The organism is Saccharothrix sp. AJ9571 (assembly GCF_021725495.1).
Classification (GTDB): Bacteria; Actinomycetota; Actinomycetes; order Mycobacteriales; family Pseudonocardiaceae; genus Amycolatopsis; species Amycolatopsis magusensis.
Genome location: NZ_CP091382.1, coordinates 5,024,727 through 5,038,754, shown reverse-complemented (window position 1 = coordinate 5,038,754; position 14,028 = coordinate 5,024,727). Strand labels below are relative to the sequence as shown.

The 14,028-nt window shown below is 69.8% G+C and carries 14 protein-coding genes; 9 read left to right on the top strand and 5 right to left on the bottom strand.

Annotation, left to right across the window (positions count from 1 at the left end):
* Positions 1 to 138: 138 nt before the first annotated feature.
* Together L3Q67_RS23230 and L3Q67_RS23225 are read left to right on the top strand one after the other, a co-directional pair.
* Positions 139 to 657: a carboxymuconolactone decarboxylase family protein gene (locus tag L3Q67_RS23230; RefSeq protein WP_499183577.1), complete on the top strand. Its 519-nt coding sequence runs from the start codon at positions 139 to 141 to the stop codon at positions 655 to 657.
* Positions 654 to 1,406, top strand: a complete 753-nt coding sequence (locus tag L3Q67_RS23225; RefSeq protein WP_499183576.1) for an SDR family oxidoreductase — start codon at positions 654 to 656, stop codon at positions 1,404 to 1,406. The genes L3Q67_RS23230 and L3Q67_RS23225 overlap by 4 nt, the downstream gene beginning before the upstream one ends.
* Before the next feature lie 47 nt (positions 1,407 to 1,453).
* Here the strand turns inward: L3Q67_RS23225 and L3Q67_RS23220 are convergent, their stop codons facing one another.
* From L3Q67_RS23220 to L3Q67_RS23200, 5 genes are all read right to left on the bottom strand, one after another.
* A complete protein-coding gene (locus L3Q67_RS23220; protein WP_499183575.1) occupies positions 1,454 to 2,011 on the bottom strand; it encodes a sugar O-acetyltransferase in 558 nt (185 codons plus the stop codon).
* Between the two features lie 351 nt (positions 2,012 to 2,362).
* Positions 2,363 to 3,514, bottom strand: a complete 1,152-nt coding sequence (locus L3Q67_RS23215; RefSeq protein ID WP_499183574.1) for an acetyl-CoA C-acetyltransferase — start codon at positions 3,512 to 3,514, stop codon at positions 2,363 to 2,365.
* Positions 3,514 to 4,131: a TetR/AcrR family transcriptional regulator gene (locus L3Q67_RS23210; protein ID WP_499183573.1), complete on the bottom strand. Its 618-nt coding sequence runs from the start codon at positions 4,129 to 4,131 to the stop codon at positions 3,514 to 3,516. The genes L3Q67_RS23215 and L3Q67_RS23210 overlap by 1 nt, the downstream gene beginning before the upstream one ends.
* Before the next feature lie 11 nt (positions 4,132 to 4,142).
* Positions 4,143 to 4,910, bottom strand: a complete 768-nt coding sequence (locus tag L3Q67_RS23205; RefSeq protein WP_395901547.1) for an SDR family oxidoreductase — start codon at positions 4,908 to 4,910, stop codon at positions 4,143 to 4,145.
* The gene (locus tag L3Q67_RS23200; protein WP_499183572.1) at positions 4,907 to 6,040 is read right to left on the bottom strand and encodes an acyl-CoA dehydrogenase family protein; all 1,134 of its coding nucleotides are present in this window, start codon (positions 6,038 to 6,040) and stop codon (positions 4,907 to 4,909) included. The genes L3Q67_RS23205 and L3Q67_RS23200 overlap by 4 nt, the downstream gene beginning before the upstream one ends.
* 39 nt (positions 6,041 to 6,079) lie before the next feature.
* On the opposite strand from L3Q67_RS23200, the gene L3Q67_RS23195 reads away from it, so the two are divergent.
* From L3Q67_RS23195 to L3Q67_RS23165, 7 genes are all read left to right on the top strand, one after another.
* Positions 6,080 to 7,561 (top strand): FadD3 family acyl-CoA ligase, encoded by a 1,482-nt coding sequence (locus tag L3Q67_RS23195; RefSeq protein ID WP_499183571.1) that lies wholly within the window; start codon positions 6,080 to 6,082, stop codon positions 7,559 to 7,561.
* Positions 7,558 to 8,394, top strand: coding sequence for an enoyl-CoA hydratase (locus tag L3Q67_RS23190; protein ID WP_499183570.1), 837 nt, complete (start codon positions 7,558 to 7,560; stop codon positions 8,392 to 8,394). The genes L3Q67_RS23195 and L3Q67_RS23190 overlap by 4 nt, the downstream gene beginning before the upstream one ends.
* Positions 8,394 to 9,518, top strand: a complete 1,125-nt coding sequence (locus tag L3Q67_RS23185) for an acyl-CoA dehydrogenase family protein (RefSeq protein ID WP_499183569.1) — start codon at positions 8,394 to 8,396, stop codon at positions 9,516 to 9,518. The genes L3Q67_RS23190 and L3Q67_RS23185 overlap by 1 nt, the downstream gene beginning before the upstream one ends.
* The gene (locus L3Q67_RS23180) at positions 9,515 to 10,399 is read left to right on the top strand and encodes an acyl-CoA dehydrogenase family protein (RefSeq protein ID WP_499183568.1); all 885 of its coding nucleotides are present in this window, start codon (positions 9,515 to 9,517) and stop codon (positions 10,397 to 10,399) included. The genes L3Q67_RS23185 and L3Q67_RS23180 overlap by 4 nt, the downstream gene beginning before the upstream one ends.
* Positions 10,396 to 11,346 carry an acyl-CoA dehydrogenase family protein gene (locus L3Q67_RS23175; protein ID WP_499183567.1) on the top strand — a complete coding sequence of 317 codons (951 nt, stop codon included), beginning with the start codon at positions 10,396 to 10,398 and terminating at the stop codon, positions 11,344 to 11,346. Before L3Q67_RS23180 ends, L3Q67_RS23175 begins: the two co-directional genes overlap by 4 nt.
* 38 nt (positions 11,347 to 11,384) lie before the next feature.
* Entirely contained in the window at positions 11,385 to 12,389 is a 1,005-nt protein-coding gene (locus L3Q67_RS23170) for a fatty acid desaturase family protein (protein ID WP_499191624.1), read from the top strand.
* Between the two features lie 201 nt (positions 12,390 to 12,590).
* Complete coding sequence (locus tag L3Q67_RS23165) at positions 12,591 to 13,886, top strand: IS256 family transposase (RefSeq protein ID WP_499183566.1); 1,296 nt, start codon at positions 12,591 to 12,593, stop codon at positions 13,884 to 13,886.
* Positions 13,887 to 14,028: the final 142 nt, after the last annotated feature.

Here is a 14,028-nt window from a genome sequence, read left to right as displayed (position 1 = left end):
GCGCACAAGACGGCGGTCCGCACCATTCTGTGACCGCCTCGGCCGGTGATCCAGCTCACAAGGTCGCGTTGTCACGGGGATCGGCACCGGTCCGTCTCGTGGTCGCCAAGACGCCACTTCGAGGAAAGGACCCACCTCATGTCCGCACCCACGACGACCGAGCCGGGAAACCCCCGGTCGCGGATGCCCAATCCCCTGCCCTTCGTCCCCGACCTGGCCGAGATCGCCCAGGTCGTGCACAAGGCCATCCACAACGGCTCGATCCCCGAGACCACCACCAACCTGGTGCAACTGCGGGCCGGGCAGTTGCTCGGCAGCACGTACTTCACCATCCGGGACACCGCGAACCTGCGCGCGGCCGGGGAGCCGGAGGAGCGCATCACCGCCGTGGCGACCTGGCGGACCGCCTCCTGCTTCACCGACGCCGAACGGGTCGCGCTGGAACTCGCCGAAGCCGTCCTCACCCCGAACCCGGCCGGGGAACGCGTCTCCGACGAACTGCACGCGAGGGCGTCCGCGCACTACGACGACAAGGCACTCTGGACGCTCGTCATGGTGCTCGGCCACATCGGCTTCTTCACCCCGGCCGCGCTCATCGCCAAGCCGATCCCGGGCAGGCCACCGGGCCAGAACTACAGCGAAGGGCACGGCGAATGAGCGCCCGCAGGTTCGCCGTGGCCGGGGCGACCGGCCGGTTGGGCAGCCACGTCGTCGACGTCCTGGTCGAGCGCGGGCACGAGGTCGTGCCGATGTCGCGGGCGACCGGCGTCGACATCATCACCGGTTCGGGCCTCGCCGAGGCGCTCACCGGGGTGGACGTCATCATCGACGTCGCGTCGTGGCACGCCTCCGACCAGCAGGCGGCCACGGAGTTCTTCCGCACGGCGGCCAGGAACCTGCATGAGGCAGGCCGGGAGGCCGGAGCCGGACTGCTCGTCGCCGTGTCGATCATCGGCGCGGACAAGGCCACCGCCGGATTCCTCGTTTCCCAGCAGGCGCACGAAGAAGCCGTCCTGACCGGTCCTCTGCCCGCTCGGATCCTGCGGGCCGCGCAGTTCCACGAGTTCGTCGGTCAGCTCCTGGACTGGCAGCAGGGCGGTCTGGCCCACGTGCCGCGCTTGCCCACCCAGCTCGTGGCGGCCCGTACCGTGGCCGAGGCGGTGGTCGACCTGGCCGTCGAGCCCGGCGCGCCGGGCCCCGGAGCACCGATCCCGGAGATCGCCGGGCCGCGCAAGGAGATCATGTCCGAAGCGGCCGAACTCCTCGGTGCCCGCCGGAACGTCAAGGTCGTCGGCGTCGACGAGGCACCCGACGCCGAACTCGCCGCCGCCGGGGCCTTCCTGCCCGGCCCGCACGCCCGGCTCGCCGGTCCCACCTTCCGGGAGTGGCTGGACGCGCAGCGCTGAGGCGGACCTGGTGCTCGGGCGTCCTCCCGAGCACCAGGCGGCCTGGGTCACAACGTGCGGATGACCCTCGCCGGGTTGCCCGCCGCGAACACCTTCGACGGCAGGTCCCTGGTGACCACGCTCCCCGCGCCGACCACGGTGTCGTCCCCGACGGTCACCCCCGCGCACACCGTCACCCCGCCGCCGAACCACACGTTGTTCCCGATGGTGATCGGCGCCGCGCTCTCCCACCGCCGGCGCCGCGCCTCGTGGTCCTCCATCGGGTGCAGCGCGGTGAGCAACTGCGCCCGCGGCCCGATCGACACGTCGTCCCCGATCCGGATCGGGGCGCAGTCCAGGAGGATCGCGTCGTAGTTGAGGAAGGAGTTGCTGCCGATCTCGATGAGGTAGCCGTAGTCGCACTGGAAGCGGGGCATGATCCACGAGCCCTCACCGAGGCCGCCGAGCAGATCGCGCAACAGCCGCTCCCGGTGCTCCCCCGCGTCCGGCTCGGTCGCGTTGAACTCGGCGCACAACCGCTGCGCCCGATACCGCTCGGCGACCAGCTCGGGATCGTTGTCCTGGTACAACTCACCGCGCAACATGCGCCCCTTATGCTCACCCATGGCCCCCGAGGCTAGATCAACTGCCGTGAATGTGGCTTTCACGGCCGATTCCGCCGTGAAAGCCACATTCACGGCATCAGGGGCGTTGGCCCTATGGGGTGAATTGGCGGGGTTGTGCACTCCGAGCGCACAACCTCCGTCCGCGCGGTCCTAGCCTCACCCCTCGACCGCGAGTGGGCCACTGGGATGGAGCACGGGCGATGAGCACCACGACCACCGGGACGAAGCCGACGACGCCGAGGCGTGTGCGGGTCTGCGACCTCGGTGAACACGAAGCCGGGCGCTGCGGGTGTACCGCGGAGGAGCGGGCGTGGCGGCCCTCGCCGGAGGCGTTGAGGGACTACGCCCGTTTCAGAGGCGTTCGATGATGGTCACGTTCGCGGTACCGCCGCCTTCGCACATGGTCTGCAGGCCGTACCGCCCCTCCCGCCGTTCCAGTTCGTGCAGCAGGGTGGCGAAGAGCTTGGTGCCGGTCGCGCCGATGGGGTGACCGAGTGCGATGCCACCGCCGTTGACGTTGACCCGCGCCGGGTCCGCGCCGGTTTCGTCGAGCCACGCCAGCACCACGCTGGCGAAGGCCTCGTTCACCTCGAACAGGTCGATGTCGCTGATCGACAACCCGGTGCGGCGCAACGCGTGCGCGGTCGCCGGGATCGGGCCCGTCAGCATCCACACCGGGTCGGCGGCACGCACCGACAGGTGGTGGATGCGGGCGCGCGGGCGCAGACCGTGTTCCTCGACGAAAGCGGCCGAAGCGATCAGCGTCGCCGAAGCACCGTCCGAGATCTGGCTGGCCATCGCCGCGGTCAGCGCCGAACCCGGGCTCAAGGGCTTCAACGAGGCCATGCGCTCCAGCGTGGTGTCCCGCCGCGGCCCTTCGTCGTGGCGGAACTCGCCGACCGGCGCGATCTCCGCGTCGAACCGGCCCTCGTCGATCGCCGCGATGGCGCGCTGGTGGCTCGAGTACGCGTACTCCTCCAGCTGCGCCCGCGGGAAGCCCCAATGCGAAGCGATCATCTCGGCGGCGTGGAACTGCGAGATCTCGGCGGCGCCGTAACGCTCCTGCCAGCCCTTCGATCCCGAGTACGGATCTTCGAAGCCGTGCTCCCGGCCGGCCAGCATGGCCGCGCTGATCGGGATCTGGCTCATGTTCTGCACCCCGCCCGCCAGCACCAGGTCCATCGTGCCGCTGAGCACCGCCTGCGCGGCGAAGTGCACCGCCTGCTGGCTCGACCCGCACTGCCGGTCCACCGTCACACCCGGCACGTGGTGCGGGAACCCGGCGGCCAGCCACGCCGTCCTGGCGATGTTGCCCGCCTGCGGTCCGAGCGTGTCCGTGCAGCCCAGGATCACGTCGTCGACCAGGGCGGGATCCACACCGGCGCGCTCGACCACCGCCTCGATCACGTGGGCGCCGAGATCGGCGGAATGCGTCCCGCTGAGCGCACCACCGCGCCTGCCCACCGGGGTGCGCACGGCGTCGAGCACGTAGGCCTCGGCCATCAGGTCTCCTTCTTGGCCCGGCGCCGCCGGCTGGCGATGCCGTCGAGCAGGATGCCGAGGTACTGGGCGGCCACGTCGGCCGCGGACAGCGTGCCCTCGGGGTTGTACCAGCGCACCGCCACCCAGACGGTGTCGCGGATGAACCGGTAGACCAGTTCGATGTCCAGGTCGGCGCGGAACTCGCCGGTGGCGATGCCTTCGGCGAGCAGGTCGTGCCAGAGCTTGCGGAACTCGGCGTTGCGCGTGCCGATGTAGGCGAACCGGCCGAACTTCGCCAGGTGCTTGGCCTCGTTCTGGTAGATCTCGACCTCGGCGGGCCGCCGGTGGATGGAGTCGAACGAGGCCGCCACCACCGCTTCCAGCGTCTTGCGCGGACCGAGTCGTGACTCGACGATCTCGGCGTAGGTGCCGAACAGCTCGTCGAGGAACCCGGTGAGGATCTCGTCGGCGATCTGCTCCTTGGAGTCGAAGTGGTGGTACAGGCTGCCGGAGAGGATGCCCGCCGCGTCGGCGATGTCCCGCACGGTGGTGGAGACGAACCCGCGCTCGGCGAACAGGCCCGCGGCGATGCCCAGCAGTTCCGCGCGGCGGCCCGAGTTCGTTCCTGGCTTGCTCATTCGTCTTTCCCTCACGCGTGCTGACTGGAGACGGAGACCACCTCGCCGGTCAGGTACGAGGCGTAGTCACTGGCGAGGAACACCATCACATTCGCCACCTCCCACGGCTCCGCCGCCCTGCCCGAAACCTCGCGCGCGGTCAGCTCGGCCAGCACCTCTTCGCTGGTCACCTTGGCCAGGAACGGGTGCATGGCCAGGCTCGGCGCGACCGCGTTGACCCGGATCCCGTGCGGCGCCACGTCGACCGCGGCGCACCTGGTCAGCGCCATCACCCCGGCCTTCGCCGCGGCGTAGTGCGCCTGCCCCTCCTGCGCCCGCCAGCCGAGCACGGAGGCATTGTTCACCACCGCGCCCCCGTCGCCCTGCTCGATGAACCGCCGCAACGCCGCCCTGGTGACCCGGAACGTGCTGTTCAGCGTCACGTCGAGCACCGAGGACCACTCGTCGTCCGTCATGTCCACAATGGACTTGCTGCCGCCGAGCCCGGCGTTGTTGATCAGCACGTCGATCCGGCCGTGGTGCGCGACGGCCCCGTCGATCAGCGCCTGGACCTGCGCACCGTCGGTGACGTCGCACGGGATCGCGGTCACCCCGCCGAGTTCGGCCGCCTTCTCGGCCAGCCTGCGCTCGTGCCGGTCGCTGAGCACCACCCGCGCGCCCTCCTCCTGGCAGCGCTTGGCCACCGCGGAACCGATCCCGGTGCCCGCCGCGGCGGTGATCACCACGACCTTGTCCCGCAGCAGGTCACGACCGGCCGGGTACTTCGGCACAGGAATCACGGGCGAGCCTCTCTCGGCAGGCCGAGCACGCGCTCGGCGATCACGTTGCGCTGGATCTCGTTGGAGCCGCCGTAGATGGTGTCGGCGCGGGTGAACAGGTACAGGCGCTGCCATTCGTCCAGCTCGTCGGCGAGCACGGATTCCTGGCCGCGCACCAGCATCGCCAGTTCACCGAGCGAGCGGTGCCAGTTCGCCCAGACCAGTTTGGACACTTCGGCCACGCCGGACGAGCCGTCACCGAGCGTGCGGCGCGCGTGCGCGTTCATCACCTCGAGGCCGACCCATGCGCGCGCCAGTCGTTCGGCGACGTACGGGTCTTCCGCGGTGCCGTTGCGCCGGGCGAGTTCGGTCAGCGATCGCAGTTCACGGCGGAAGCCGACCTGCTGCCCGAGGGTGGCGACACCGCGTTCGAAACCGAGCGTGGCCATCGCGACCCGCCAGCCGTCGCCCGGTTCGCCGACCACCAGCTCGCGGGCGGTCCGGGCGCCGTCGAAGAACACTTCGTTGAACTCCGAGGTGCCGGTCAGCTGCACGATCGGCCGGATCTCGACGCCGGGTTGCCGCATCGGCACCAGCAGGTAGGACAGTCCTTTGTGGCGTTTCGAGCCGGGCTCGGTGCGTGCCACCACGAAGCACCAGCCGGCCTGCTGCGCCAGCGAAGTCCACACCTTCTGCCCGTGCAGCACCCATTCGTCACCGTCGAGCGTGGCGGTGGTCGACACCGCGGCCAGGTCCGATCCGGCGCCCGGCTCGGAGTAGCCCTGGCACCAGAGTTCCTCGACGGCGGCGATCTTCGGCAGGAAGCGCCGCTGCTGCTCCGGCGTGCCGAAGGCGATCAGCGTCGGCCCGAGCAGTTGCTCGCCGAGGTGCCCGACCTTGGCGGGCGCGTTCGCCTTGGCGTACTCCTCGTGGAAGATCACCTGCTCATCGAGGGTGGCCCCGCGGCCGCCGTGTTCCTCCGGCCAGCCGAGGCAGGTCCAGCCGCCCGCGGCGAGGTGCCGTTCCCAGGCCAGCCGTTCCTCGAACGCCTCGTGCTCACGCCCCGGCCCGCCGAGGCCGCGCAGCGCGGCGAACTCGCCGGTCAGATTCTCGGCCAGCCAGTCGCGCACCCGTTCCCGGAACTCGGTCACGCTGCTACCCTACCAAGCACTTGCTAGGGAGCGAAGACTGTGGACGACTCGGACACGATTCCCGCCGCACTGGCCGCGACCGCCGCCCGGCTGCCCCGCGGCGAAGCGCTCGTGGACGGCCCGGTGCGGCTCGACTGGACCCAGCTGCGCGAGCAGGTGCTCGGCCGGGCCGAGTGGTTCGCCGAGCGCGGGATCCGTCCCGGGGACCGGGTGGCGATGTGCGCGCCCAACACGCACCACTGGGTCATCGCGGCCTTGGGCGCGCTGACCGCAGGCGCGGCTCTGGTACCGATCAACACCCGGTTCACCGGCCCGGAAATGCGGGACGTGCTCACCCGCAGCGCGGCCAAGGCACTGGTGGTCGCCGACGATTTCCTCGGTGTCGACCGGCTCACCGAGATCGGTGACGCCCGGCCAGGAGTGGTCCTCCGCGTGCCGACGGACTGGACCGAGGTCACGGCGTCGAAGTTCGCCGACGCGGTCGCGCCCGACGATCTCGCCGACATCCTGTTCACCTCGGGCACCACCGGCCGCAGCAAGGGCGCGATGACCAGCCACCGCCGCACCCTCGGCGTCGCCGAAGCCTGGGCCGACCGCGCCGGGCTGACCCCGGCCGACCGGTACCTGGTGGTCAACCCGTTCTTCCACAGCTTCGGGTACAAGGCGGGCATCCTCGCCGCGGTCCGGCGCGGCAGCACGATCGTGCCGCAGGCCACCTTCGACCCCGTGCGCACGATGGAGCTGATCGAGGCCGAGCGGATCACCGTGCTGCCCGGGGCGCCGACGATCTTCCAAGTGCTGCTGAACCACCCGGACCGCGCGTCGCACGACCTCTCGTCGCTGCGGATCGCCGTCACCGGCGCGGCCACCGTGCCGGTCCCGCTGATCGAGCGCATGCGCACCGACCTGGGCTTCGACACGGTGCTGACCGCGTACGGGCTGACCGAAGCCGTGGTGGCGACGATGTGCCGCGCGGGCGACGACCCGGTCACCGTGGCCACCACCTGCGGCACCGCGGCCGCGGGCTTCGAGGTGCGGATCGACGGCTCCGGCGAGGTGCTGCTGCGCGGGCCGAACACCATGCTCGGCTACCTCGACGATCCGGAGGCCACCGCCGAGGCCATCGACGCCGACGGCTGGCTGCACACCGGCGACGCCGGCGCCCTCGACGAACGCGGTTACCTGCGGATCACCGACCGCATCAAGGACATGTACATCTGCGGCGGCTTCAACGTCTACCCCGCCGAGGTGGAGCAGGTGCTCGCCCGGCTGGCCGGGGTGACCGAATCGGCGGTGGTCGGGGTGCCGGACGAGCGGCTGGGCGAGGTCGGCGCCGCCTACGTCGTGCGCTCCGGCCCGGTGTCCGCAGTGTCCGAAGAGGACGTACTGGCGCACTGCGAGGCGAACCTGGCCAACTACAAGCGGCCGCGCCGGGTGTTCTTCGTCGATTCACTGCCACGCAACGCTTCCGGGAAGGTGCTCAAGCGAATGCTCCGCGTCGAAGGCAAGGAGGCTCCATGACCGTGCGGTACGAGCAGCGGGACGCGGTCGCCGTGGTGACGATGGATCGCCCCGACTACCGGAACGCGCAGAACTCGGCGATGACCTACGCGCTGGACGACGCGTTCTCGCGGGCGGTGGACGACGACTCGGTGAAGGTGATCGTGCTCGCCGGGGCGGGCAAGCACTTCTCCGCCGGGCACGACATCGGCTCGCCCGGCCGGGACGCGGACACCTCGTTCGACCGCCGGTCGGTGCTGTGGTGGGACCACACCACCCGCGAAGGCGGTGACCGGCGGTTCGCCCGCGAATCCGAGGTGTACCTGGGCATGTGCCGCCGCTGGCGTGAGCTACCGAAGCCGATGATCGCCAGCGTGCAGGGCGCGTGCATCGCGGGCGGGCTGATGCTGGCATGGTCGTGCGACCTGATCGTCGCCTCCGACGACGCCTTCTTCGCCGATCCGGTGGTGCGCATGGGAATTCCCGGGGTGGAGTACTTCGCGCACCCGTGGGTGCTCGGGCCGCGCGCGGCCAAGGAAGTGCTGTTCACCGGCGAACGCTTCACCGCCGCGCAGGCGAAGGAATGGGGCATGCTGAACCGGGTGGTGCCGCGCGAAGACCTCGAGTCCGCGACGCTCGAACTCGCCGGGAAGATCGCCGCCATGCCGTCGTTCGGGCTCGCGCTGGCGAAGAAGGCGGTCAACCAGGCGGAGGACCTGATGGGCCTGCGCGCGGGCATGGACTCGGTGTTCGGCCTGCACCACTTCGCGCACGCGCACAACGCCGAGGTCGCCGGCGGGGACTCACTCGGCGGGCAGGACGCCCGCTCGATGCGAGACGCCGGGAAGCCCTGATGGACCTGGACCTGCCCGGATCCACGCTGGCGTTCCGGGCCGAAGTACGGGACTGGCTCGCCGAACACGTGGTCGAGCTGCCGTCGTTCGACACCGCCGAAGGCTTCGCGCTGCACCGGGAATGGGAGGCCAAACTGGCCGACGCCCGGCTTTCGGTGGTCTCCTGGCCGGAGGAGTTCGGTGGCCGGGACGCGTCCCTGGTGGACTGGCTGGTGTTCGAGGAAGAATACTACGCGGCGGGCGCACCCGGGCGGGTCAACCAGAACGGCCTGTTCATGCTCGCGCCGACCCTGTTCTCCCACGGCACACCCGAGCAGCAGGCCCGGATCTTGCCGAAGATGGCGCGTTCGGAGGAGGTCTGGGCACAGGCGTGGTCCGAACCCGAAGCGGGCAGCGACATCGCCGCGTTGCGCAGCACGGCCACCCGCACCTCGGGCGGCTGGCTGCTCTCCGGGCAGAAGACGTGGAGTTCACGGGCCGCGTTCGCGGACAAGGCGTTCGGCTTGTTCCGCAGTGATCCGGCCGGGGTCCGACATCGCGGGCTCACCTACTTCATGATCGACCTGCGGGCCGATGGCGTGCAGGTGCGGCCGATCGCCCAGCTCGACGGCGAGTCGGGCTTCGCCGAGCTGTTCTTCGACGAGGTCTTCGTACCGGACGAGGACGTGATCGGCGAACCCGGCGCCGGCTGGCGTGTCGCGATGACCACGGCGAACAACGAACGCGGGCTGTCGTTGCGCAGCCCCGGCCGGTTCCTGGCCACGGCCGACCGGCTGGTCCGCCTGTGGTCCGAAACGCGCGATCCCGCGCTGGCCGATCGTGTCGCCGACGCGTGGATCGGCGCCCGCGCCTACCAGCTGTACACCTTCGGCACGGCCACCCGGCTCGCCGAGGGTGCCGCGCTGGGTCCGGAGTCCAGTGTGAACAAGCTCTTCTGGTCGCAGCTGGACGTTTCGATGCACGAAACCGCGCTGGAACTGCTCGGTCCGTCGGCGGAGGTATCCGGGGACTGGCCGGACGGCTGGCTGTTCTCCCTGGCCGGTCCCATTTACGGCGGTACCGACCAGATCCAGCGCAACATCGTCGCCGAGCGGCTGCTCGGACTACCGCGAGGTGATCGATGAGGTTCGCGCTTTCCGCCGAGCAAACCGACTTCTCGGCCGCGCTGGACGACTACCTGTCCACAGCGGACTGCGATGCCGCCGCTCGCGCCTGGGCGGACGACGATCTGGGCCCGGGCATGAAGCTGTGGCACGGTCTCAGCGCGCTGGGCCTGCTCGATCTGCTCGACTCCGGTGGCTCGCTGGTCGACCTGGTGGTCGCCTTCGAACGCCTCGGGTACCACGCCGTGCCGGGGCCGTGGGTCGAGACGGCCGCGGTGCTGCCCGCGCTTTCGATCGACTCCGGCGGACGGCTGGCGTCGGTGGCGCTGCCGCCACACGTGCCGTACGGACTGGACGCCGACGTCGCCGACCTCCGCCTGCTGCTCGTGGACGACGGTGTGCACGAGTTCGAGCCGGGCGAGCGGCTGAAGTCGGTCGACCGGGCACGCCGGTTGTTCCGGCCGGAGCCCGGCGCCCGCATCGGCGACGGCGTGCCGCTCGCCTTCGAGCACGGCGCGCTGGCCACCGCCGCGCAGTTGCTCGGCGCGGGGGAATGGCTGCTGGCGACTTCGGTGGCGTATGCGAAGCAGCGCAAGCAGTACGGCCGTGAGATCGGGAGCTACCAGGCGATCAAGCACCTGCTCGCGGACACCGTGACCGCACTGGAACTCGCGCGGCCGCTGCTCTACGCCGCCGCGTTGACCGCGTCGGCACGGGACGTCTCAGCGGCGAAGGTCGCGGCGGGGCAGGCCGCCTCGCTGGCGGCACGCACCGGCCTCCAGGTGCACGGCGCGATCGGCTACACCGCCGAACACGGATTGGGCTTGCGGTTGACGAAGGTCCGCGCGCTCGTGGGCGTTTGGGGTACACCGGCCTTCCACCGCGGCCGGGTGCTGGCGTGAGCACGGCGGAGGAACTGGACGCGCTGCGTTCCTCGGTGCGCACCGCGCTGTCGCGTGGTGCGTCCTGGGACGTGCTGTGCGAGCAGATCGGTGTCGCCGCACTGGCCGTGCCCGAGCAGCACGGCGGCTTGGGCGCGGGCTTGCCCGAACTGGCCGTGGTCGCCGCCGAGTTCGGGCGTGTGCTCTCGCCGCTGCCGTTCCTGTCGACCTCCATCGCCGCGTTGGCACTGGCGGACTCGCCGCTGTCGGGGAAACTGACCACCGGCACCGTGGCCTGGTCGGACTTCGCGGTCTCCGGATCCACTGTGGACGGGCTGGACCGGTACGTGCTCGACGGTGATTCGGCGGAGCTGCTGCTCGTGGCCGCGGGCTCCGGCTTGTACGCCGTTCCGGTCGATCAGCCGGGCGTCCGGCGCGACCACTCCCCCACCATGGACGAGACCCGGCGGCTGGCGACCGTGGAACTCCGCGGCGCCAGGGCCGAGCTCGTCGGCGACCTCGATCCGTCGGTGTACGACCAGGCGTGCGTGCTGGTGGCCGCGGAACAGACCGGGGCGATGGCGCGGGCCTTCGAGATCACGCTGGAGTACACGAAGCAGCGGCGGCAGTTCGGGCGGGCGATCGGCAGCTTCCAGGCGATCAAGCACCGGCTCGCCGACCTGTACGTGCTGGTGGAGACCTCGGGCTCATGCGTGGCGGCAGCCGCCGACGACCCTTCGCTGGCCGCGGTGGCGAAGGTGCACTGCTCGGAGGCGTTCAGCACGATCGCCGCGGAGATGATCCAGCTGCACGGCGGCATCGGCATCACCTGGGAACACCCGGCGCACCGGTACTTCAAGCGCGCGCACGGCAGCAGCTTCCTCCTCGGCTCACCGCGGGAGCACCTGCGCACGATGGTGGGGTCTGCCCTACCGCGATCCGGGTGGTCCACCGGCTACCGGTGCTGACGCAGAGTCACCAGACTCGACACGTGACCACACAGCCCATCACCGCCACGGAGACCGGCAGCGATTTCGCCCGGCTCTCGCGACGAATCAACCAGGCCGGCCTGCTGGACCGGCGCCCCGGCTACTACACGCTGCGCTTCGGCGTGGTGACCGCGTTGTTCGCCGCCGCCTGGACGCTGTTCGCCTGGCTCGGCGACTCCTGGGCGACGCTGTTCGTCGCCGTGCTGCTGGCCGTGTTGTTCGGCCAGATCGCGCTGCTGTCCCACGACCTCGCGCACCGGCAGGTGTTCCGCACGCGGCGGCCGAGCGAGATCGCCGGGCGGCTCGCGGGCAACCTCAGCATCGGCATGAGCTACGGCTGGTGGATGGACAAGCACACCCGCCACCACGCCAATCCGAACCACGAAGAACTCGACCCCGACGTGGACCCGGACGTGCTGGTGTGGTCGAAGGACCAGGCACGCGCGGCACGCGGCATCCCGCGGTTCATCGGCCGCTACCAGGCCTTCCTGTTCTTCCCGCTGCTGACGCTGGAAGGGCTGAACCTGCACTTCTCCGGCGTGCGCGCGGTGCTGAAGCCGACGCTCAAACGCCGCGGCCTCGAGGCGGGCCTGCTGTTCGCGCACTTCGCCCTGTACCTGGGTGCGGTGTTCCTGGTGCTGTCGCCGTTGAAGGCGCTCGTGTTCATCGCCGTGCACCAGGGGCTGTGGGGTGTCTACATGGGATCGATCTTCGCACCGAACCACAAGGGCATGCCGACCCTCACCGGCGCCGACCGCCCGGACTTCCTGCGACGCCAGGTGCTCACCTCGCGCAACGTGCGGGGCGGGTGGTTCGTCGACACCGCCATGGGCGGGCTGAACTACCAGATCGAGCACCACCTGTTCCCGAGCATGCCCACCCCGCACCTGCGACGCGCACAACCCATCGTGCGGGAGTACTGCGCCGAACTGGGCGTCTCGTACCACGAAACCGGCCTCATCGACTCCTACGCCCAAGCCCTACGTCACCTCCACGACGCCGGCACCCCCCTACGCCCCTAACCCACGTCCACCCACCCGACTTCCACACTCACACACCCGAACCCCACACTCACACCCGATCCCCACGTCCAAGAACCCGAACCCCACACTCAAGCATCCGAGTCCCACGTTCAGGAACCCGAGTTCTAGGGACTGTTCCAAGATCGGTGTTTCCGGCCCGACACGCCGGGCTGAGGTCCGGCGGGATGGGCACTGTGAGTGATGACATCTGAGGTTGTGAGTCCACGTAAGCGTGAGGGCAAGCCGGCGCGGGAGCTGTCGCCGGAGCAGGCCGCTGCGGCGGCGATGGTGGCCGAGGCCAAGGCCCGGGGGCTGGCGCTGACCGGCCCGGACGGCTTGCTGAAGCTGTTCACCAAGAATGTGCTGGAGACCGCGCTCAACGAGGAGATGACCGAGCATCTCGGGCACGAGAAGAATCGTGCCGAGGCGGACCGGGCCTCGACGAACGTGCGGAATGGGGCACGGCCGAAGACGGTGATCTCCGATGCCGCCGGCGAGGTCGGCATCGAGGTTCCCCGAGATCGGGAAGGCACGTTCGAGCCACAGATCGTGAAGAAGCGGCAGCGACGGCTCACGGATGTGGACGAGATCGTGTTGTCGCTGTATGCGAAAGGCATGACCACGGGTGAGATCTCAGCGCATTTCGCCGAGATCTATGGTGCCTCGGTGTCGAAGGAGACGGTGTCGCGGATTACCGACAAGGTCGTGGCGGAGATGAACGAGTGGGCCAACCGGCCCCTCGATGCGGTGTATGCGGCGGTGTTCATCGACGCGATCCATGTCAAGGTCCGCGACGGCCAGGTCGCCAACCGTCCGGTCTACGCGGCTATCGGGGTCACGGTGGACGGGCGCAAGGACGTCCTGGGTCTGTGGATGGGCACTGGTGGTGAGGGCGCGAAGTTCTGGATGAGCGTGCTGATCGACCTGAAGAACCGTGGCATCGGTGACGTGTTCTTCCTCGTCTGCGACGGACTGAAAGGCCTGCCCGAAGTGGTGGCGAATGTGTGGCCGCAGGCTGTCGTGCAAACCTGCATTGTTCACCTGATCCGGAACACATTCCGGCTGGTGTCCCGCAAAGACTGGGACGCGGTCAAACGAGAGATCAAACCCATCTACACCGCGCCTAATCCCGCCGCCGCGCTCGCCGCGCTGAACGATCTCGACGAAACCTGGGGAAGAAAATACGCGGCGATGATCCGGCTCTGGCGCAACGCCTGGGACGAGTTCATTCCGTTCCTCGACTACGACGTCGAGATCCGGCGCATGATCTGTTCCACGAACGCGATCGAGTCGCTCAATGCCCGCTATCGGCGGGCGATCCGCGCACGCGGGCATTTCCCGACCGAGCAAGCGGCGATGAAGTGCCTGTACCTTGTGACCCGCAGCCTGGACCCGACCGGGACAGGCCGCACCCGATGGACGATGCGCTGGACACCCGTGCTCAACGCCTTCGCCATCACCTTCGGTGACCGCTGGCCGGCCGCCGAAACCTACTGATCAACAACGCCGGAAACACCGATCACGGGATAGACCCGAGTTCTACGTTCGGGTAGCCGAGTGCCGCGTTCACGTTGCCGGTAGAGCCCGGGTGGATGCCGTGAATGTGGCTTTCACGGCATAGGCGGGAGCGCGTGTCACG

What these genes read in the sequence shown, in the direction of transcription:
- L3Q67_RS23180 (WP_499183568.1), top strand. Translation starts at nt 9,515, where the DNA reads ATGAGGTTCGCGCTTTCCGCCGAGCAAACCGACTTCTCGGCCGCGCTG.
- L3Q67_RS23210 (WP_499183573.1), bottom strand. Translation starts at nt 4,131, where the DNA reads ATGAGCAAGCCAGGAACGAACTCGGGCCGCCGCGCGGAACTGCTGGGC.
- L3Q67_RS23215 (WP_499183574.1), bottom strand. Translation starts at nt 3,514, where the DNA reads ATGGCCGAGGCCTACGTGCTCGACGCCGTGCGCACCCCGGTGGGCAGG.
- L3Q67_RS23225 (WP_499183576.1), top strand. Translation starts at nt 654, where the DNA reads ATGAGCGCCCGCAGGTTCGCCGTGGCCGGGGCGACCGGCCGGTTGGGC.
- L3Q67_RS23165 (WP_499183566.1), top strand. Translation starts at nt 12,591, where the DNA reads ATGACATCTGAGGTTGTGAGTCCACGTAAGCGTGAGGGCAAGCCGGCG.
- L3Q67_RS23230 (WP_499183577.1), top strand. Translation starts at nt 139, where the DNA reads ATGTCCGCACCCACGACGACCGAGCCGGGAAACCCCCGGTCGCGGATG.
- L3Q67_RS23185 (WP_499183569.1), top strand. Translation starts at nt 8,394, where the DNA reads ATGGACCTGGACCTGCCCGGATCCACGCTGGCGTTCCGGGCCGAAGTA.
- L3Q67_RS23190 (WP_499183570.1), top strand. Translation starts at nt 7,558, where the DNA reads ATGACCGTGCGGTACGAGCAGCGGGACGCGGTCGCCGTGGTGACGATG.
- L3Q67_RS23220 (WP_499183575.1), bottom strand. Translation starts at nt 2,011, where the DNA reads ATGGGTGAGCATAAGGGGCGCATGTTGCGCGGTGAGTTGTACCAGGAC.